Consider the following 20,529-nt stretch of genomic DNA (forward strand, 5'->3'; position numbering starts at 1 on the left):
TAATTTTATTTACATAATACATTTAACTCTAAAAAATCAGACAAAAACTGTTTTAGTTCTTCTCGGACCAGGGAATCTTACAACAAATGGAACATCATAAGCTTCTCTACTGGCTTCTAATCTACTCATTTTTATTGTTGCTAACATTTGTTCTAAAATTGCGCCACAGTCACCTGGACAAAAATCTATAGCATCTTTGACTTCAAAATTTAGAAATACTTCTATGGTAACCATTCTACTTCCTAACGGCAATTCTGTTATATTAAAAGAAACATTTCCCCATGTAATTCTCCTAGAATCGAGACCAGCATCACTACTTCCAATTCCTCCAGCTATGTTCCCTGGAATTGTATAAGCATTAGCAAAATTTGTTGAAAGTTGCTTCTCAGATTCGCTAATGAAATTTTCAATCCTTTGAGTTACATTTCCATAACCTCGACTAAGTCTGGTTGAAACTAAATCTAAGACATTGTCCACCTCATCAGATATATAATTGTTATTACTAAAAGACTCATAAATACTGTTTCCCGCAGTATCGAACACCCTTGGGCTTAAACTGTCTCCTGGTCTTCTTGATAAAAATGACCTCCATAAATCACCAACATCAGAACCGAAGTAACCCTCTAATATTGGAATAAAATAAGTTAACAGATAATTTCTAGCATCAATAATCTCAGTAGAAGTAGTATATGGAGTACAATATGCTGGATCACTACAGTCGTTTGTTCCTGTTGGTATTTCTGGAACTGGAGGTGTCTCTGTTTCTATAACTGGAGGCACTATATTTCCTGATTGAACAATTAGCACACTTCTATTTAAAGATGCAGAACCTACATTCTGGGGGCCATGACTATACACAATAATATTAAAATGAAATCCCTTTGAAATGGCAACATTTTCAATGATTTCTTTAGCTTTTATTGCTCTTGCACAAGACAAATTAACATTAAAATCAATAGGTCCTTCTTCACTAGATAACCCATGAATTTCAATAGTATCACCATTATTATAATGTTCGGCACTTATTCTTAAATCACGACCATTATCTCCTGAAAACTCATCACAATTAACATTAAATAAATATTTAAGGCCTTCTGGTAAATCTACACTTGTTTCGCCAGTACACCCTACTGGTATTCCTATTTCTGAAATTCCACAAGATTTTTGAATAATTTTTCTATTTATCTCATCTCCTTGCTGTACCGTATGCGTTAACTCATGCGCAAGCAAGTGTCTACCCGATTCTGAGTTCGGATTGTATTTTCCTTCATTAAAATAAACATCATTGCCTACTGTAAAGGCTTGTGCATTTAGTTCTCGACTCATTTGCACCGCTTGACTTCCCGTGTGTATGCGAACTCCTGAAAAATCAATCCCAAAACGGCTTTCCATGAATTTTTTTGTTCCGTTATCCATAGAAGAACCTCCTCCTTTTGAACTATTGATTTGATTTTCTACGTAATCTGATGCATGATTTCCATCTTCAGAATTTGATGAACGTTGAATTAAAGGTGTAATATTATCCGCTAAAAGTTTCTTTTGAATTTTCTCTTCTTCTTCGCAATGTGCACATTTTCTTTGTACTAATGAACCTGAATAAGATACAGTTCCCTGTTGAGATTCCTGCATCCGCATTACTTTATCAGCCATAATATCTGCTTCTACTTCATAAGTGTCATTGGCAGAACCTACACTCAGTTTTTTTTGAATGGCAGAACCAAAAAACGGGACATTGGGTTTTGCCGTTTTTGGTTTAGATTCTATATGGATTGGTGAGTGGTTCATTTATTAGCTTAAATATTTATTTTTTATGGACAATTTCCATTTCGAGGATCATTATAAAAATATAGAGTATTACCATTTACAACAGCTGTTCCGCCAGGAGTTAAATTGGTTGTTCTTTCCCGTATAGGCGGTATAGGTTGACCTCGTCTATATGTAGGTCGACATTGATAAACAAAACCACATTGTTGGGAACCAACGCACATATAATTCCCACCACCACTTAAATCAGTACCACCACTTGCAGCAACAATATTTGTCCAAGCTGCAATATCCCCGGAGCTGTCGCAGTACTACCATCTACACAATGACAGTTTCTTCTTGTACATACAGAACCAATACTTGCTTTTGCATCTGCTAATCCAGGCGGTGAAGAATGGTCACTTAAACTTGTTATTGCCCATGCCCTAATTTCTCCATAAGTGCACGAATTACTTTTCTGAATTTTCCTCCCAATTCTACCTCCCTGCTGCACGGTATGTGTCAACTCATGTGCCAACAAATGTTTCCCACTATCAGAATTAGGACTATATTTTCCTTCATTAAAATAAATATCATTGCCTACTGTAAATGCCTATGCATTTAGTTCTCTACTCATTTGAACCGCTTGGCTTCCGGTATGAATTCGAACCCCAGAAAAATCAATACCAAAACGATTTTCCATAAAGTTTTTTGTTCCGTTATCCATAGAAGAACCTTCACCTTTTGAATTATTAATTTGACTTTCTACTTGATCTGATGCATGCCCACCATCTTCAGAATTTGGCGAACGTTGAATTAAAGGTCTAATATTATCTGCTAAAGGTTTCTTTTGAATTTTCTCTTCATGCTCGCAATGAGTACATTTTCTTTGTACCAATGCGCCCATTTGAGATACATTTTGCTGTTGAGGTTCTTGTATTCGCATTACTTTATCAGCCCATAGCATTTGCTTCTAATTCATAAAAATCATTCGCAGCACCTACATTTATTTTTGAATGGATGCTTAAAAAAAGTACCCTAACTTTTAATCAGTGAGTGGATTTCTTTAAATTTGTTTGTTTTCATTTTTTTCGTATTAATTAAGAGAACGGGGAAGACTTCAAAATCTTTATTTTCTATTTTGAATATAATGTAACTTATAAACTGAGATTTTGTTTAATCCCAACCATCTGTCAATCAATTGATAGTTTGGAAGAGAATCATCTTTGTCCACGGGAGCGCCCATTAAAAAAGCAATATATTCATCTCCAGGCATAATATTAGTTTCTTCTAGTATTGATTCTCCATTATTACCACTTAAAAACTTATATCTGTTTGTTATCAATCTGATTTCTTTTTTGGGAATCAAATTTCCTTTAAGTGGGGTTTGAATTTCAGCTTTATAAATATATTGCATTATACCCTCCTCTAAAGAAAATGATAATTCCTCCAGTAATATAGTAAGTACAACAATTTCTTCAGACTCTTCTATTAACGTATCAAATAACATACTTTTATAGATTTAAAATTAATAGAAAAAACATTTTTATTTATATATGATTAAGACTTATGAAACCTGTTTGCGTTATGGGTCTAAAGATGGTAAGTGTCCTGTACCAATTACACTTCTACTGGCATTTACATCCCAAGTTCCAGAAACATTTTTAACTATCCATATCATTGAATGCCAGTTAAAGGCTCTTGTGTCATCATAAGTAGTATTGTTAGGTCTTGTAACACGAACAAACTCAATAAAATTTCCACTTAGGATTGCTTCTGTTGCAGAAGAATTAGCTATAGGATTTGCGCGGTTGTTAAAACCTGGTGCATCCATTGAATAAATATAAGGAAGGTAAGGCACTGTAATTTGAGATGTAAGGAATTCATCCCTATTATGAGAGTCATCATCATTACCCGGACCAAGATTTATGGGATTAGTCCAAGCTCCACTACTTTTTATCCAAACCTTACCGTGTTTAGTTCTTTTTATATCATATGAATGAGAAGTGTCGTCATTAAGGATAAATGCCTTTAGCTCAATTCCATTCTGAAATCCACTGGTTATGGAATTAACACCTAAATTTTTGGGACAAAGTCCACAGAGATTATCTGCTGATGTTGAACCAGAAAGTTTTTCTTGCCAAGCATTTATACTGGGATCACTACTAGGGCTTCTCTGAATCTTCATCCTTCCGATTGTTCCAGTTTGTTGTACCGTATGCGTCAACTCATGCGCTAATAAATGTTTCCCACTATCAGTATTAGGACTGTATTTGCCTTCATTAAAATAAACATCATTGCCCACTGTAAAGGCTTGTGCATTTAATTCACGACTCATTTGAACTGCCTGACTGCCCGTGTGTATGCGAACTCCTGAAAAATCAGCCCCAAAGCGGCTTTCCATAAAGTTTTTGGTGCCATGATCCATACTGTTTCCGCCACCCCTTGAATTATTGATTTGGTTTTCAATATGGTTTGAAGCTTGAGATTCGCCACTATTTTCTGTTGATGAACGTTGAATCAAAGGCGTGATATTTTCGGCTAAAGGTTTCTTTTGCAACTTTTCCTCCTGTTCGCAGGCAGTACATTTTCTTTGTACCAATGCGCCCGTATGAGAAACATTTTGTTGTTGAGGTTCCTGCATCCGCATCACTTTATTAGCCATTGCATCTGCTTCTACTTCATAAGTGTCATTAGCAGAACCGACACTCAATTTTTTTTGAATGGTTGGTTTAAAAAACGAACTACTTTTTGCAGTTTTTACTTTTTCTGGTTGTAACGTCATTTTGTCCATAACAATATTCTTTAGCATTAAATAATCAACTCCAATTGCAGATTAGATACTCTTCCATCCATGGGGTTTTGACCATCCCTATGCCCCAGGGAAGTTGTTCCAGTAGTATGTCAAACCCTTTTTCTTCCACCCATAATTCAAAACGGAACTCGCTTTGAATTACGATTTTACCATTTCTTTGCAAAAAGGATTCTTGCAAAGCTTCTACAGAGGATTTTTGCATTACTTTCCAATGTTCAGAAACGGCTTGTAACAAACTATAACATTTTTCTTTTTCTTTTTTTGTAATTTTCAATTGGGCGTTCACCACATTTTCCAGTAGAAATCCGCATAGAATTTTATTTAAAAACAATTCATTTTCAAAACTTTTTTCCTGACCTGTAATCATAAATTGGGTCAATAAAACAGCCTTGTGCTGATTCATTTTCGTGGTCCAAATATCATTTTTACACAAGTTCAATTGTTCAAATAATGATTGTAAAAATGGATGTAAAATAACCAAACCTGCATTAGTTATAAATTGCGTTTCGCTTATATTGATACTTTTTGATTTTGTAACTTCTGGGCTTTCATCAAAAGTATAATCATTTGATTTTTCTATTATTTCTATGAAATCATTCTTCAATGAATTTGGAGTATCACTTCTTTTTAAACTTTCGATAAAAAAACTCATTTCTTGAAAAACAGCTTTGTTGTCGGTTTTACTATTAGTGTTTATGATTTTAAAAATTGCTCTCATTTCATCCAATGAAATTGCCCAATGTTTTGAAGATAATTCAATGAAGTTTTTAAAAAGAATAGATTTCGAATTAGACTTTTTTTGAATGTAGTTTGTCCATTCTATTAATTCAAGCCATTGTAATACGAAAGCTTTGTTTGTTTTGAATAGCTGTTTAAATTGTTTTAATTCATACAAATTGCTTTCTTGATTTTGAAGAATTTCTTGGAAATGAGAAACTGAAATTAATTTGAAACCCAGTAAAGAATTAATACTCTTCTTTTTAAAAAAAACTGAGATAGAAAAAATCCATCGTTCAAAACAGATTATATCTTCAGTTAGATTTTTAATAAGTTCTTCTAGAAATTCATTTGTGATTTCTATTTTAGAAACAATTTCAGTTAGATTTTTAGAAATAGAATTTTCTGCCAAAACACCTGTTTTTAAAAAATGAAACAACAAAAAACTTAGATGTTGTTCTTTAGTAGTAAAACCTTTTTGTGCAATGTTATGATTGTTACGATTATTAATTTTAAAGAGGGAAGTATTGTTTTTTAGGTATTCTTCAATTTGCAGTAAAGAATGGTTGTTAGCATTATCAATCTCAAAAAGAGGAATGTTGTTCTTTAGGTATTCTTCGATTTGCAGTAAAGAATGATGCACCAGTTCATTTTTCCAATTTTTTCTCGACAAATCAGGCAGTTCAAGTGCAATTAAATCTGTGTTCCAAGTGTGCTTGTCAACGGCATATTTATCGAATAAAATTTCGAGTTTTGGATAAAATTGGTTCTCCAACAATGAACTCAATTGATTTTGTATTTCTTTTCCAAAACTTGGAGAAGAACACTGAATATCAAAGGTATGTTGTTGGAGTAAATGCATTTGCTATAATTTAATGTTAGGTTTTGGGCAATGAATTGCAATAGAAGTGAAAATCTGATCGCCATTAAAAAGGTTGTCATTGATTTCTTGGCTTTCGATTTTAATAGAAAATAAATCTTTTGTTATAAAAAAACTTAAACTCCCCACTCTAAATTTTTTGCCATCAGTTGAGCCAGTTTGTGTCTTTTTTATTTTTACTAAAAAATCCATTTGGTTGCTTTGGCCTGAATCAATGATAGAGTCTAGGGCTTTCATAATTTGTGGATTATCATTCGGGAATTTCAAATCATTCACGTTATTTTCTTTAATCTGTATTTTAAAAGTGATGTTTGCAAATGATCCTTCAATTCCTCTAATCGAATAATCAAGCAAAGCTCCATGTGGATCCGTTAAAGTCGTTTTGCTTTCAAAGGCAAAAGTGGAGGAGCCGGTTGTCCCTTGTTCGTTTAGTTCTACGCAGTCTAAAATATCTTTAAGTATGGTATTTGTATCGGTTGCTTTGATATCACCTCCCGTTTTAATAATAGTATCAATTTCTTGAATAATTACTGCTTTGTTTTTTGCTGCCATGATATTGCTTTTATTTGTTAGTATTGAAATCTTTTTCGTTAAAATCTGTAGCCCTGAAATCGCCAATCATTTTGACTATTATGGTCTGATTGTTTTCGCAAACCTCTCCCAATTGCTTGATTGAGACGGTAAACAGCTGTACTTTTTCATTAAATTTAAAGATGTGTGAAACTGTACTTTCTTTTGTCGTTATTTCTGCATCATCTCCAAAATCAAATTGATATTCGTGTGTATCATTCGGTATAGGATTGATAAATTGAAATTGGTTTGGATCTTTTTTATCTCTCTCAGCCGTCCATTTCAATGTTGAAGAAGCTAAAATTTCGAAATTGATAGTGTTGCTAAATTCTTCATCCAACTCGTATTGTAAAGTATGGGATTGCGATACTTTGATTGCAAGTAGATTTGGAACCAAATAGTATTTGTCACTTTTTTGAATCACGGCATTTTTTGCGGTTCCTGAGAATTTACCTCCTGATTTACCTTTAATTTTTATTTCGTATTCATCACTGTCATTGTTGCAATATTTAAGGATGTCTAATGAAATGAATAAAGGTTCGTTGACTTCTATTTTTACTTCGATTGTATTGCCATCGCCACAACAGGCATAGGGCAGGAAGAAATCGGCAATGATGAGCTGTTGAAATGTATTGCCTTTAGAAATTGGAATGATTTCATATTGTAAAGCATTTTTTATGTTTTCGAGAATAAAACCACTCATTTCAAGAGTATAGTTTTCATCCATATTGTATTTGGCTACCTCTAATAAGTTTGCTTTAATATTATCTGTTTCGGCTTTGCATTTGTCACCAATAATTGGTTTTGTTTTTATTTGGGATTTGTAATCGGTGAATTTTACGCTGTCTATTAATTCTTGTTTTACGCTATCTGCAATATTTATGCTGTTTCGATAAGAGGTTACTGCTGTGAGTAAGTTTGTGTATAGAAGTGGCGGAGCGGCAGCCTTAAAAATAGAGCTGTCAACATAAACCAAAACAAAAGTCCCTCCCTTGGTAACACCTGCTTTATGTTCGAGTCCAGGATGCTTTTTTATATAGGTAGAAAAAAATAAATCTTTATACGTTTTTTGCCATCTCAAGTTGGCCTCTTCATAGATTACGGTAAATGGATCGTCTAGGAACAATTCGTTGATGTCGTCCATACGGTCTATTAAATCTTCTGCAAGTGTAGATAAGGTGGTATTAAATAACTGAATGCACCATCTATGGAATAAAAAAACATAATTTAACTGTTTGAATATTTCATAAAATGATTTGTAATTGGGCAAAAATTCTTTTAAATCATTGGTCAAAAGGTTTTTCAATTGTGCCAAAATATTTTTGAAATTATCAATATTCTGTTTGGTAATAACCTTGTTTTGTTCCAAAGCATCTCTTCTCACATCCATCCATTTAATGACAAATTCGGTGATGTTGTAGATTCTTTTTCGAGCCAAATCATAATCAGTTTCCAGATCATCCCATCGTCCATCAAATTTTAGAATATCAACTTCTTTATTGAGAAAATCCACTGCGTTTAATGCTGTAATTTTAAAAGGAAGACTGTAACTGTCTTTTATTAGCGTAAGATCTTTGATCGCTTTTTTATAATTCATGCCAATATGGCCTTCAATTCTAAAAAAGTTGTACGGTTCCATTTCGAACAATAATGGTTTTTGTACTTCGATTTTATTCGAATAATTTGGAATGTCAGAGAGATAAGAAAGGATGGTGTCGTTTTTGGTTTTTAAGGTTAATTCCGGATTCCATTTTTGATTCAAATCAAGGATTTGGTTATAATAAAAAGGAATCGCTTTTTTGGATAAAAAATCAGAACCATAGGTGGAAGGAGTGATTTTTATTTTACCCACTTTTTGCATTTCAAAAGAATTGATTATGGAAGCCAATCGTTCAAAAAGGAGGATGATTTTTTTGAGTTTTAAAGCTTCTTTTTTGGTTGCATTCAACGATGGAGTAAAAGCGGTTCTATAAACACTGCTATTCGTAGCATTAGTACCCAAAACCACGTGAAATGGAAATAGGCTTTCGTTGACACAGCAAAAAGAAGGATTGATTTTTTTGAATTCTATAATTTCATTGTATGCCAGCGTTATGTCCGAAATCCAGTCCCAAAGATATTGCACACCCACATTCGATTTATGAATGTTCAGCATTTCATCCATTTTTGCTTTGCTGTTTTCGAATATTGTAAAACTGCTTTCATTGGGCAAAATATATTTGTGATCCGTATAAAGGTCTTTGATAGCGTTTGAAATAGTCAGGAGTTGAGTAACTTCAAACACTTTTTTGAATTCATCCAAAACAGATATGCCTGTAATTAAATTTTTATGGGGAACATTATATCTTGGGAACGTTAATTTTGAGTAATTATCTTCTAAATGTTGTTCTGGAAGTAAACTTTTTGTGAGTTCATTTATAGGAATAACCAAAGGTCTAATTATGAATTCCATTCGTTTTCCCTTGTCATCACAATTGGTTGTATTGCAGTTTTTTTGGTCAATTAGGGAAACTTCAAGAAAAAGTATAATAGCCTTATTGATAAAAAAATCTTTTGGAATAGGTTTTTTAGCGGGAACAGCGGAACTTGAAGGAAGCAGTTCAATACAATTTTTTATGGATTCATATTGAGAGACATATTTAAAAATGAAATCCAAATGCGGTTCTCTGGTATAATCTGGTTTCAGGAAAGTATCTGGCATATCAAAATCCTGATAATGGGTAAGTATTGTTTCTGACCAGTTCATTTGAAATCCGAGTGAGGTAACTGCTGTACCGCAACTAATTTTTACAGTATTATCGATTAGAAAAGAAAGGTCTAATCCACAAACAATCCCTAAACCAATTAGATTTTTTCTTGTAATACGATCTTGTTCTTCTAAGTGGCTTACTACCAGATTAAGCTCTTTTTGACTTAAGACCTGATCGGCTTCAAAAACTGGATAAATAGGTGTATTATATGCTTCCATGATATTGTTGTTATAAAGTTCCTAATGATGTATTTCCTAAAATAATTGGATTGATTGATTCACTTAATTGACAATCATAAAGATTCCCTTCTGGATAAATCGTGTTGAGCTCTTTTAGTGCCACGACAAGCTCATTTAACTCGATTTTGTATTTTGTTTCTTTGGCAGGTGTTAGTTTATTTCTACAAAAATCTAATCGATATTGTCGGTGGTTTTGAAGCCAGATTTTATATTTTCTTTGAAAAGCCAGCAAGTCTTTCTCATTGACCCAACATATCTTTAATAAAACATGGGCTGGAGCTTCCTGTCTGAATATTTTTTCGGCATATTTTCTAAAAGTTAAATTTTTGAAACGCGAAAGATAACCAGGCAATACAATGGTTGCCTTAAAGGAATAAGGGTCGTTGTTGGCAATATCATCACATTCATCATTCAGGCAAACGGACAATAAATCATCATCCAAAAAGGTTTTATTGTTAAAAGGTCTCAGCAAAATATGCTCTAGGCAATAGAAATTTTCATAGTACAGATTGAGCGTTTTTATCATTTTTTGTAGATATTCAAATGCTTTCGCTTCCGAAATAAATTTATGCTCAAGTCTGGCTATTTTTTTGTTATCATCTACTAAGTATAAGTAAAAATGAACCCCAACTTTGTAAATTTTATAAAGGTTTTGATCCAAAAAATGCAGTTGAGCCCAATCCCATTTTTCTTGCAGATTTGTCGCTGGGGTAATAATTTTAAATAGAAAATCTTCGTTTAGGGTTTCAACTGTCCATTGTGTTTGAGGCCCTTCCTCGGTTACAATATTCCTTAAGGGGATTTCGTTTATTCCTAATAGTTTGGCTACCCTTTTTTCGTAACCGCCTCTATGATCCGTTTTCCAAAAAGGATTAAAATGCAGTGTATTCGAAACAATGGCTGCATTCAAATAATCGATTCCCAAACCGCGATTACTGCTAATTTCGGGATACGCATTGATAAAATTTTGTTTGTCCAGTATTAAATCATCATAGTCAAACGAAAGGCTTCCCATACCCGATGTGTCACCGGAAACTTGGTACATCATAAAAACATAATCACTGAAACTTTCGGCAAAACGAGCCATCAAATGATCTAAAACTCTATTTTTTCGGTCATAAAAAAGGGTTTTGGACTCGTATAATGAAACATCATTTTCGGATTCGCCTTCCAATAGTATTTTTTTAAAACCCTCTTTATATAATTCTTTCGAATAAAAATCATTTCCAGTTTCATCGTCTTTGTCCAAATACGTAGGAAAATAGGACTTTTTGAGAGCATCAACATCTGTGTTAAACAATTCTTTTGCGTTGTAGAGCTGACTGAAAAAATCTGCTAAAATTTGCTCATAAAAGAACAAATATCCTTTGAGCTGTTTTGCCTGCGCTTTCCTAAGATCGGTTTCTTTATCTGAAAGATAATTTTTGCCCAAACCATACGTAACCGGAAATTCATCCTGTATGCTACTGTAACTATTAAGTGGATAGTAAGTACCGTTTTCTACCTCAAAATCATTGTTTGCCCCTTTTAATTTTTTTTGGTTGAAGAGCGTTTTAGACATAATCACTTTTTGCTCTACCAGCATTAATTGGTTTTCCGAAAGCAGAAAAGGAATGTTTTTTTGAAACAGCAACAACTTTGATTTTAGCGCATTGAAAACGGGTTTTACTTCTCCGTTAAGCGTCAAAACCCAGCTTTTATTTATAGCATTTGGAATAGGTTTTCCTAAAAGATTATAAGCAGTCATCAAAAGATTTTTGACCGATTTGACACCTTTTATCGCCATCAAAACGGCTATAATATCCGAAGTGTGAATCTCGTTTGTCAATTGTGCCTTCTCTATTTCCTCGTCTTTTAAAAAACCGTGTGTCAGCTTTGGACCTAAAAATATATCTTCAGAATGGTATCCTTCTTTTACTAATTGCGAAAGTGAATAGAAATTAATTTTTGGCGAAATAATGGAATCAATGGCGATTTGAATTTGACTCATCACGACGATGGCATCGGCACCAGGCTCAATTTCGATATCGGCACAAATTCCAATGTCAACTTTTTCAATGATTTGAGTGCATAAATAATCGTCGGTAAGGTTTCTGTTTTGATGCAGTCGTACCGAAATGGTCGAAAAAATCTCCTGAATTTTGTTTTTCTTTTTTGCGAATAAGGAAATAATTTCACAAACATTTTTTTCGGTTTTAAAATGACCCAAAACCAAATCAAGTTCATTTTTGTCTTCGGAGAATATTCTAAAGTGTAAAGATTCGCTAGGTTTAGAATATCGATTAACTGTTAGATAAACAATGTCTTGTGTTTTTTTTACGCTTTCGATTGTAATTTTTGACGGCGCATTCATTTTCTTAAATAAGTTGCTGTCTGGATGATCCCATTGCGTAAATTGAGGAACTATTTTAAGGTTAATCCAACGGGTTTTTTCCCAGAAGGAGAATTCTAATATCAAGGTGTTCAAATCGCCTAAAATGGGATCATCGTCCAATTCTACTTTTATTTTATTCAGACCTCTTAACTGCAATTTGCTTAAAGCGATATTTTTTTATTGGTGCTTTTTAAACTCAGTTTGTCTTCCAATTTGTTGATGTATAATTTCGCTTCACTTTCATTCGGCACGAAATAACCATAAGCGTCAACTTCTTTTTTGGTGGCCAATAACCAGGCATTTGCCACTCCTTCAATATCGATAAGTAGTTTTCTAAAATCTGTTTCGGTTAACGGAGCATTTGTAAAAATGTTTGATGCACTAAAGAACGTTTTGTTTTCTATTAGTCCTTTTTTATTGGTCAAAAGATCCTTTATGGCAAAATCTGATCGGTAACCTAAATCCGTAATGGCATAGCATAATACATCCAAAATTGTTATTCCCGGATCGTGAGCATTATAATCAGTCCAAAATTTAGAGCCTAATTTTTCAATATACCGCAAGCCTTCTTTCAACAAGAACTGAAAATCCTGGGAAGGAGGTAATACCCTATTTTTTTCTATATAATATTCAGATGGCATAGTTTACGTTTTAAATTGCTAGAATTTGGTGGGAATCATTTGGGATAAACAATGTGTAATCTGTTTGTGGCGAAATTTTATTCAGATTTTGAATCGCACTTCCCACGACTTCATTATTAGCATCAAGAATATATTGACTAACTTTGAAATCAATGAGATAATCAACATAACTCTGATTGTCAATTAATTGAATTAATGATGAAAATTCGATTTCATTAGCAAAATTTATTTCGGATGTTTCATAAGCCCAAGGGCTTAAATAGGTGTTAATGGTTTGTTTTAATTCAGTTATGTACAATCCGGAATTCATTCCTTCCTGCAAATGAAATTTCACTTTGAAAATGACTTCTACTTTTTCCTGTTTGGGAGCTTTAACATTAATTCTTACGTGAGGAGACGCAATTTTGGCCAGATGTTCTTTTATCAAGAGCATTTTATTCAAACTTAAAAGCGGTTTCCAATTGATGTTATCCGAAACTGATGATTTTGCAACTGGAATTAAAGTCACATATCCCGCTGAAACATTTGAAATCATAGTGTCAAATCTATAATGGTTTAATGCTTTTACTCTATAGACTTCGGGGAATTCCTGTAGCACAATTTTTTCGTAATCCCAAGTGGTTATGGCTCTGTTTTTGTGGCGCAGTCTCTCGCTGGTTCTGGTATATAAAGCACTATCTGGTTCTTTGATTCTTCCGCTAAAAGAGGAATAAGGCTGAATGATTTTTTTAACCTTATTTATTGGTGTGTAGATTTTGCTAATGGTTTCTTTTGGGGTATTTTCCAAAAAAACTGCTCCCGATTTTTCATAATCAGTTAAAACTGCTTTCAGAGCTTGAGCGTGAACTCCTACGAATTTGCATACGGCTTCGATATTTGATACTGAGATTTTGAGCCAAAAAAGATTCGATTCCAGTTCGGTATTCGATGTTGAATCAAATTCTGGAATAGTAATAGAAATAAGCCCAGATTGTGTGAGGGAAAAAGTTTCGTCCCCAATAGCATTAGAGTCTGATTTTTTCCAAGTGTTTTTGTCCAGATATTCATACGATACTTTTGCAGGCTCTAGTAACGGGTTTGCGGTTCCTTCTTCCAATTGTATTAAAAAACGGAGTCCGTCATTTGGGTTCGCTTTTTCAAATCCTAAAAAAAGGGTTCCTTCTAAAGGGTTCTTTTGTATAAAATGAAAAACTTCTTTGTTCATTATTTTGGCATAGCCAAAGGGTAATATGCTGTAAATATCTATTGGGTTATCTTCCCCACTTCGTGTGTTTAATTTAATGTTTTCGGTTACAGAATAATTAAAAGTAAATTCTTTAACCCTTGGCTTATAAGGTAAAGGTGTTGCAGGTTTCGTTGCAGCGACTATATATTTAAACATAAAAGCATCAGCATTGAATGCATTGTCGAATAATTCTATTCTAAACTTTCCGTTTGCAACAATTTGATTACTGGCTATTTCTTTATAATTGTATTCGGATAAAGGATATAAATTAGGAATTACAATCGTATTGGAACTAGACTCTGCAGTAAATTCATTGGAAGAACGAATCGGCAGGGCTTGATAAATTTGGAACTCATTAAGAAGTGATACATTATAATAATATGGAGATAAATTGGGTATTAAAATTGGCATTAAAAACGATGCTTCCTTTTTATATTCTTCATAAACACCATTAGTAAGAGTAAAGGGTTTTAAATTATAATGTTGTGTGTCTGATTTCAATATAATAGAGGCGATTGCATTTTTTTTCATAAAAAACTCATTGGAACTAATAATCATACCATTGCCTGTTTTTGGAATTTCACCAAAAGGGAAAAAGGCTTTTTCGGTATCGATTTTTCCAAAGTCGGAATCCAATACAAACGATTTGAATTGATTCACGTCCACTTGAATCGAAATAGTTTCGATAGCAGTTATAATATTTATGTTTTTAGGAACAATTTTCAAAACGGGAAATTCAGTTTGAATCAAAAACTCCGCGTGTAATTTTTTATCAAAGGGGATGATTTTTTTTTCGGTGGCTGGAATTTTCAATCGAATGTAATTCTTTCCGGTTTTGGATTCCTTTTCGTTATTGTCTTTTGATGTAATTTCAAAGGTTTTTTTCTCTCCCGTGATATAAAAATCAAAATCAGATGCTTTATAATCTTTATCATTAAATCGCAAAGAAATAATCCGTTCCCCACTTTGTAAATAAAAAATAGGACTGGCAATCATTATTCCTTCTTTATAGGATTGTTTTTCGGTTGTAAAGGCATTAAATCCTTTATTCTTGGTATTAAAAGCAAGTAAATCTGCCTTGAAATAGGAATCTTGCTGGCGATACATACTCAAAAAAGAATGCAGTTTGATCCCATTTACAGCTTGATCAGCTGTAGATTCATAAAATTTTTTCTGACCAATACTGTTTTTCTCTGCTATAAAAGCAGTTCCTTTTGGAATCAGGAAAGGCTTTGCATCAAAAGGTTCCACTGTTAAATGAACGTAATCCGGTTTTGCATTTTGATTCTCGGTGCGTAAAATATCTTTATAATAAAAGTCCAAATGATTTTTTGTGTATTCATTTAGCTTGGATTTGGCAATGTCCAATAACTTTAAAAAAGAAAGGAACAGCGTGTATTGAGGAGAATGTTTTGGATAACTGTTAAGTTGGAAATCGATAGCACTTTTGGTAAAATTTTTCCATGAAAGTAATAGACCGAAAAGTTGCTGTGTCGTTTTAATAAAGACATAATTTTTTAAAAGAGCAGAAATGTCTGCAGAACTGTTTATTTGATTTTTAATAAGCTCAAACTGATTTTTGATGGAATAAGCAGCAGCGACTAAATTTTCTTTTTCAATGATTTCATCGTCCAGTAATTTTGTTTTTTTCTCTAGTTTATCAAATTCGGTATATATCAAATTAAAATACTCTATTAATCTCGTTTTTTGTGTCGTAGGATCAACAATTAAGTAGATTTCATTTTTTTTAACTTCAAATGAGTTTGGAAGCAATTCGATATTCCAATGTGCAATTAATATAAGGATGGAAGTAGATTCCTTCTGAAAAAAAACCGACCAATTGCTTTCTGAAATATTATATTCGTTAAAGAAATTTACATATTCCGAAAGTTTTTGCACAAATAATATAAAGTCCTGTTCGTTTCTTTCGTCAAGAAGGAAAAAATCGGGTTGTAAAGCAGGTTTTACCCGATCATTTTGAGTAGTCCCCATTCCGTTGTGTATTGATAATATCGATTTGCAATTTTCCATTGTACACTTATTGTTTTACAAATGTTCCTTCTTCTAAATAATAAGGGAATACATAATTTTTTCTGGAATTGGTGGCTCTAATTCTATACGTAATTTCAATATTGATTAATCCATTATTGGTTTCAACCATAGCAAAATCTACATTCAGTAAATCCACACGCGGTTCATATAACAGTATGGCATTTTCGATGATAACCTTTATTTTGGTAAGCAGTGTAATGGTTATGTTTTCGTATAATAAAGCAGTCAAATCACAGCCAAAATCAGAACGCATCACTCTTTCTTTCAGTTGTGTAGAAAGCAAAATATGCAGGCTCTGAAAAATATCGGCCTCATCAGATACCATTTCCACAGTGCCGGTTAAGTTGTTAAAAGTGGGTGGGAATGACCATCCTGTTCCTAAAAATGAATCTGTTTTCATCAAGTTAATTTTATAATAATTATCCAATTTTAATTATCTGGGCGTGACCCGGTTGAGAGAAGGGGCTTACTTATAGAACCGCTCATACAGCCCCTTTCTCAACCGGGTCGGGCTATCACGAGCGCTTTGGCGCCTTGCTCTATCCCTCACGCGCTCTCGGGAATTCAAGACCATTTTATTTTTATCAATGAAAACCTACTAGGTATTTCTTTTTCGTTATTCAAAACTTCTTAAATCTGCAATCCGAAATCTGCAATCTTAAATCATTTTCAACCTCCTATAATAACAGTAGGACAACCCATAACAACAGTGCCTCCATGTGCGGTCGAATCTCCCATTCTCACGGCAGCTTTTCCCCCAATGAAAACAGAAGAAGATCCAGCTGTTAATGAATCGGGAGGGCCAGCACAAACACAATTGTCCCCCACAACCGAAGCTGGCATACCGCCTATTAAAACGGTTGAGTTACCTCCAGGCAGAATAGGTCCTCCCACGTGGGGCACTGGTCCAGGCTCTACCTTAGGACACACATGCATATCCGAAACTCTTGCTGCTAATCCCATTTAATTAATGTTTACTGTTCCTCCTTTTATGTCCGTTTTCGCACTGCCTTCTATGGCTATTTGAGTGCCTTCTATTTTTATGTTTCCACTGGCTTTTAGGTTCAAATCCTTACTGCTTTCAATTGTTATACCTTGATCGTCCAGAGTTATTTTATTGCTGTTTTCGTCTTCAATTGCAAATCCTTTCAGGTCATCACTTATAGTTAGTTTGTTTCCTTTCTTGGTGCTCAACTCTATGCTTTTTTTATCGTCATCGATAACTATTTTAGTTCCTTCTTTGGTCACAAAACCTTTAATGAAATTATCTTGTGTTATCGGAAAAGGCATTGCTCTTGTAGAACTATAAAGACTCCCAAGAATTATGGGTGTGTCTGGATTGTTCCCCAAACAACCCAATATAACCTCATCATTCACACTCGGAATAAAATAACTGCCCATCTCGTTTGCAGCATTCATTGTGGCTAACCGAGCCCAAACCCCTTCTCCATTTTCAGACAACATTGGAATACGAACCTTAATTCGGAATTGATTATTGGGATCTTCTTCAATTTGAGTCACGATTCCTATCAATAATCCGTTCACTGTATTTGATTGTCCTACCTGTGCATGCGCATTGTTAACACCCGTAGTGGTATTCTCCGTAAAGGATCTTTCGCTTTCCAAGCCATAAGTGAACTCTGTTTTCCAACAGCCATTGGAAATAAGATGTTCCTCAACACTAATTAATAAAGTTTCCTTATCTATTTCGGGGTTGACTTTATTAAATCCTATATATTCTCCAATCTTTGCTTTTAGATTTCCAAACGTGGTTACTTTCCCGCTAATGGACGCTATTTTGCTTTTGGCAATAATAGTATCTGCAATTCTTTGTAGAGTTGCAGGTTGCAGGTTGGTTTGGTCGATTCTTACGGTATGTATATTTTCGGTGGCCTCTTGCTGAGAAGTCACAGTATTAACCGCTTGATTTTCGATATCCCAATGCTGAATGGTAACCATAGACCTTCTTCTCTCAGGATCCACTCTACCGGTATAGGCAAAAACATTAATACCATTTTCGGCCACATAAGTGGCAGTAATTTCAGGATTAACAATGTCAATGCCTGTGAATTCTGTATTACGTAGCCCCACTAACATACCGATGGAATCCAAAAAACCAATCAAATAATCCCAAGGAACTGCAGTGTTATTTTGCGTAATATGCTCTTCGCTCCAACTTTGTCCAGATAAATTTTCGCTCAGCTGTAAATCATTTGTATAAGTAGTCAACCTTTCTCCAAAAGGTTGATTATTATTCTCTGCTTCAGATGAAGTTTGAGTCAATCGTAATGCAATATCTTTACACTCTATTTTAGCAACAACATTACAGTTTTCGTGTTCAATATCCAGCGATTTGATAACACCTTTAAAAAGTGTTTTCATTTCTTTTTCAAAAGAAATTTTCACTTCAATTGTTATGGGTACTGTTCCTTGGCCTCTATTCAACGATTGAATTGGAGAACCCTGAGCTTCTTTAAAATCATCTTCCGAGCAAGTAAACGTAAACTTTGCAAATGGAATTTTATTCAATTCAAAATGTACTTTTCCTTCTGTCAAAAAATTATCTAAACCTTTATTAACCCCATTAATGAGAAACTCCAGTTTTAGCAAAGTATCAGAGGGATAAAAAGGTTTTACATTTGGCATGATAATTATTTAATTGGTGGGAACTTTATTTTTTGCCCTAAGCTTACTTTTCTAAAACTTAATAATTTGTTATTCTTGGCAACATCGATATAAAATGAATTGTTATCATAAATGGATTCTGAGAGTAGGGCCAGATTATCATTCATTTTTATTATTCTTTCGTGTGTAAGATCCGGAGAGCTTTTATTTTCTTTTGCCACCATTATTTTATAGGAAACGGTTCCCTTAAAAGTGCATTTTACCTTAGCTCTTATAGGTCTTCCGTCTTTTCTGAAAAGAGTGTATTCAATATCCATGCTTTTTAGTCGGCAACTTAAGCTATAGCCTCCCCATAACAGTCTTAAATAAGCAGTTTGGTGGGTGTCACCATCATATCCCATTAGTAAATTCTTGAATTCCTCAACATCTTTTTCGACGGTTTCGACTTCACCAAACGGATTGACAATGGCTGGTTTTAGTGCATTGGCAATATCGCCTACAGCATCCAGAAATGTTTCTTCACCTTTACCGTCTTTTATTTTTCCAGGAGGGACTATACCTGAACTGTCAAAAAAGAAATCAAAAGTAACCTCTTCTCCTTCAATTCTATTAAAACTCAAATCACTGCCGGACGTTCCCGTTGCTTGACTTTCGCAAAAAACAACATTATGCTTCATCGTGTATTTTTCGGGATTCAATTGTACAATGATGGTCTTTTTTGGAGGCTCAATGTATTCTTTTGAAGGAAAAACTTCGATATGCATTTTGTCAATTATTCCTAATAATCCTTTTATCATCTTTCCATTTTTTCTTTAATTTTTTCCAATACTTTCGAAGTGCACTCCTTAACTATTTCCGATTTCAACTCATTCATTTTTAATGAATTTAATTGATAACTTGAATTGGAATTTGCATCCGGGGTTTCGACAATGTTTACTTTAATGTGTAATTCTTTAATTTCAATTGGCATAATTACTTTTTTTTTAAAAACTTGGAATTGGAATTTCTTTAAAAAAATTATATCTCAAAGTAATGGTTTCAATAACTATTTTATTTTCTTCGGCATTAAAATCACTAAACTCGTAACTCAAAGGAATGGCATGTGAGACATACCAAACCTTTATAGGATTCCCTTTTTCATTGAGCAGCGACACAATCAAATTAGCAGGATAAAAAATAAAACTTTCCAAAGCTTGACTACACCACATTGACAATCCAGACATATCCGTTGTTAAACCTCTTTTTAGAACTAAATCTTGGTAACCGGAACGAAGAGGAAAACTATGTTTAAATTTATTTTGCCCCCCCTCGGTATAAGATTCTGTTTCCATAGTGACTTTTAGTCCATTTACACTTTGAAATTTTGTATCAATTGAAAATTGAGGCACCAATTCAAATATCACCGAAAAGTGAAAGCCTGCTAAAGGGTCATTTGGCATGTGGGTTACGATTTATATTCAATAGTAAAACCATGATTAGCAATTTCTACGGTATCAATGGCAACCTCATTGGCATCTGCTTTCAAGTCAGTACATTTTAGAGATACTATGAAGCAGTCTTTCACGCTCCAAACTACTTTTGGCTCGTGGTTTTCGTCCAATAGCGATATGGTAACCGTTCTTTTTTGCACCGTATTTTGGGCTACGGTATTGTACCATTCAAAGAATTCATTGTCTCCCACAAATACACCCCGTTTGAGTGTGATGTTGCTTAGTTTTTGCATACCGGGCATTTTTCTTTTAAAGTACTCTGGGCTGGAACCAACACGATGTTCTAAAATATCCATCTCTTTGTTTAGGCCTGAAACTTCTGTAAAGGCAATTTTACTACCACCCCAGTCTACACTAAAATGGAACTTTGGTAACGGAAAATCAGTATTAGGCATATCGTTTTATTTT

16 protein-coding genes and 1 pseudogene are annotated in these 20,529 nt (G+C 33.9%); all 17 read right to left on the reverse strand.

Translation table 11 applies throughout. The annotated features are described in order from the left end of the window. Positions 1-36 precede the first annotated feature (36 nt). The 17 genes and pseudogenes from CLU83_RS17530 to CLU83_RS17605 all read right to left on the reverse strand — a co-directional run bounded on the left by CLU83_RS17530 (position 37) and on the right by CLU83_RS17605 (position 20,516). The gene (locus CLU83_RS17530; protein WP_100432804.1) at positions 37-1,785 is read right to left on the reverse strand and encodes a DUF4157 domain-containing protein; all 1,749 of its coding nucleotides are present in this window, start codon (positions 1,783-1,785) and stop codon (positions 37-39) included. A 220-nt stretch (positions 1,786-2,005) separates the two neighbouring features. Next, positions 2,006-2,710 (reverse strand): annotated as a pseudogene (locus tag CLU83_RS22695) (DUF4157 domain-containing protein). Positions 2,711-2,872: 162 nt separating this feature from the next. Beyond that, a complete protein-coding gene (locus tag CLU83_RS17540; protein ID WP_100432805.1) occupies positions 2,873-3,253 on the reverse strand; it encodes a hypothetical protein in 381 nt (126 codons plus the stop codon). Positions 3,254-3,328: 75 nt separating this feature from the next. Further along, complete coding sequence (locus CLU83_RS17545; protein WP_157802135.1) at positions 3,329-4,537, reverse strand: DUF4157 domain-containing protein; 1,209 nt, start codon at positions 4,535-4,537, stop codon at positions 3,329-3,331. A 25-nt stretch (positions 4,538-4,562) separates the two neighbouring features. Next, positions 4,563-6,137: a contractile injection system tape measure protein gene (locus CLU83_RS17550; protein WP_100432807.1), complete on the reverse strand. Its 1,575-nt coding sequence runs from the start codon at positions 6,135-6,137 to the stop codon at positions 4,563-4,565. Positions 6,138-6,140: 3 nt separating this feature from the next. Beyond that, the gene (locus tag CLU83_RS17555) at positions 6,141-6,707 is read right to left on the reverse strand and encodes a hypothetical protein (protein WP_157802136.1); all 567 of its coding nucleotides are present in this window, start codon (positions 6,705-6,707) and stop codon (positions 6,141-6,143) included. Positions 6,708-6,717: 10 nt separating this feature from the next. Then, positions 6,718-9,693, reverse strand: coding sequence for a hypothetical protein (locus tag CLU83_RS17560; RefSeq protein ID WP_100432809.1), 2,976 nt, complete (start codon positions 9,691-9,693; stop codon positions 6,718-6,720). Between the two features lie 10 nt (positions 9,694-9,703). Then, positions 9,704-12,244, reverse strand: coding sequence for a hypothetical protein (locus CLU83_RS17565; protein WP_100432810.1), 2,541 nt, complete (start codon positions 12,242-12,244; stop codon positions 9,704-9,706). 5 nt (positions 12,245-12,249) lie between these two features. Next, positions 12,250-12,729 carry a hypothetical protein gene (locus CLU83_RS17570; protein WP_100432811.1) on the reverse strand — a complete coding sequence of 160 codons (480 nt, stop codon included), beginning with the start codon at positions 12,727-12,729 and terminating at the stop codon, positions 12,250-12,252. A gap of 10 nt (positions 12,730-12,739) precedes the next feature. Continuing rightward, positions 12,740-15,985 (reverse strand): baseplate J/gp47 family protein, encoded by a 3,246-nt coding sequence (locus CLU83_RS17575; RefSeq protein ID WP_100432812.1) that lies wholly within the window; start codon positions 15,983-15,985, stop codon positions 12,740-12,742. A 7-nt stretch (positions 15,986-15,992) separates the two neighbouring features. Further along, a complete protein-coding gene (locus CLU83_RS17580) occupies positions 15,993-16,406 on the reverse strand; it encodes a GPW/gp25 family protein (protein ID WP_100432813.1) in 414 nt (137 codons plus the stop codon). A 269-nt stretch (positions 16,407-16,675) separates the two neighbouring features. Continuing rightward, complete coding sequence (locus tag CLU83_RS17585; RefSeq protein ID WP_100432814.1) at positions 16,676-16,969, reverse strand: PAAR domain-containing protein; 294 nt, start codon at positions 16,967-16,969, stop codon at positions 16,676-16,678. Then, the gene (locus CLU83_RS17590; RefSeq protein ID WP_100432815.1) at positions 16,970-18,652 is read right to left on the reverse strand and encodes a phage baseplate assembly protein V; all 1,683 of its coding nucleotides are present in this window, start codon (positions 18,650-18,652) and stop codon (positions 16,970-16,972) included. It abuts the gene before it with no gap. 5 nt (positions 18,653-18,657) lie between these two features. Next, positions 18,658-19,428: a hypothetical protein gene (locus CLU83_RS17595; RefSeq protein ID WP_100432816.1), complete on the reverse strand. Its 771-nt coding sequence runs from the start codon at positions 19,426-19,428 to the stop codon at positions 18,658-18,660. Then, positions 19,425-19,601: a DUF5908 family protein gene (locus tag CLU83_RS22185; RefSeq protein WP_157802137.1), complete on the reverse strand. Its 177-nt coding sequence runs from the start codon at positions 19,599-19,601 to the stop codon at positions 19,425-19,427. Before CLU83_RS22185 ends, CLU83_RS17595 begins: the two co-directional genes overlap by 4 nt. Positions 19,602-19,614: 13 nt before the next feature. Continuing rightward, positions 19,615-20,070, reverse strand: a complete 456-nt coding sequence (locus tag CLU83_RS17600) for a phage tail protein (protein ID WP_100432817.1) — start codon at positions 20,068-20,070, stop codon at positions 19,615-19,617. A gap of 5 nt (positions 20,071-20,075) precedes the next feature. Next, positions 20,076-20,516 (reverse strand): phage tail protein, encoded by a 441-nt coding sequence (locus tag CLU83_RS17605; protein WP_100432818.1) that lies wholly within the window; start codon positions 20,514-20,516, stop codon positions 20,076-20,078. Positions 20,517-20,529: the final 13 nt, after the last annotated feature.

Origin of the sequence: Flavobacterium sp. 1, assembly GCF_002797935.1 — a bacterium.
Taxonomy (GTDB): domain Bacteria; phylum Bacteroidota; class Bacteroidia; order Flavobacteriales; family Flavobacteriaceae; genus Flavobacterium.

Bases quoted from the DNA above. Each gene is read 5' to 3' on its own strand.
- CLU83_RS17530 (WP_100432804.1), bottom strand. From the start codon at position 1,785: ATGAACCACTCACCAATCCATATAGAATCTAAACCAAAAACGGCAAAA.
- CLU83_RS22185 (WP_157802137.1), bottom strand. From the start codon at position 19,601: ATGCCAATTGAAATTAAAGAATTACACATTAAAGTAAACATTGTCGAA.
- CLU83_RS17595 (WP_100432816.1), bottom strand. From the start codon at position 19,428: ATGATAAAAGGATTATTAGGAATAATTGACAAAATGCATATCGAAGTT.
- CLU83_RS17560 (WP_100432809.1), bottom strand. From the start codon at position 9,693: ATGGAAGCATATAATACACCTATTTATCCAGTTTTTGAAGCCGATCAG.
- CLU83_RS17550 (WP_100432807.1), bottom strand. From the start codon at position 6,137: ATGCATTTACTCCAACAACATACCTTTGATATTCAGTGTTCTTCTCCA.
- CLU83_RS17545 (WP_157802135.1), bottom strand. From the start codon at position 4,537: ATGGACAAAATGACGTTACAACCAGAAAAAGTAAAAACTGCAAAAAGT.
- CLU83_RS17605 (WP_100432818.1), bottom strand. From the start codon at position 20,516: ATGCCTAATACTGATTTTCCGTTACCAAAGTTCCATTTTAGTGTAGAC.
- CLU83_RS17600 (WP_100432817.1), bottom strand. From the start codon at position 20,070: ATGCCAAATGACCCTTTAGCAGGCTTTCACTTTTCGGTGATATTTGAA.
- CLU83_RS17555 (WP_157802136.1), bottom strand. From the start codon at position 6,707: ATGGCAGCAAAAAACAAAGCAGTAATTATTCAAGAAATTGATACTATT.
- CLU83_RS17570 (WP_100432811.1), bottom strand. From the start codon at position 12,729: ATGCCATCTGAATATTATATAGAAAAAAATAGGGTATTACCTCCTTCC.
- CLU83_RS17540 (WP_100432805.1), bottom strand. From the start codon at position 3,253: ATGTTATTTGATACGTTAATAGAAGAGTCTGAAGAAATTGTTGTACTT.
- CLU83_RS17585 (WP_100432814.1), bottom strand. From the start codon at position 16,969: ATGGGATTAGCAGCAAGAGTTTCGGATATGCATGTGTGTCCTAAGGTA.
- CLU83_RS17590 (WP_100432815.1), bottom strand. From the start codon at position 18,652: ATGCCAAATGTAAAACCTTTTTATCCCTCTGATACTTTGCTAAAACTG.
- CLU83_RS17575 (WP_100432812.1), bottom strand. From the start codon at position 15,985: ATGGAAAATTGCAAATCGATATTATCAATACACAACGGAATGGGGACT.
- CLU83_RS17580 (WP_100432813.1), bottom strand. From the start codon at position 16,406: ATGAAAACAGATTCATTTTTAGGAACAGGATGGTCATTCCCACCCACT.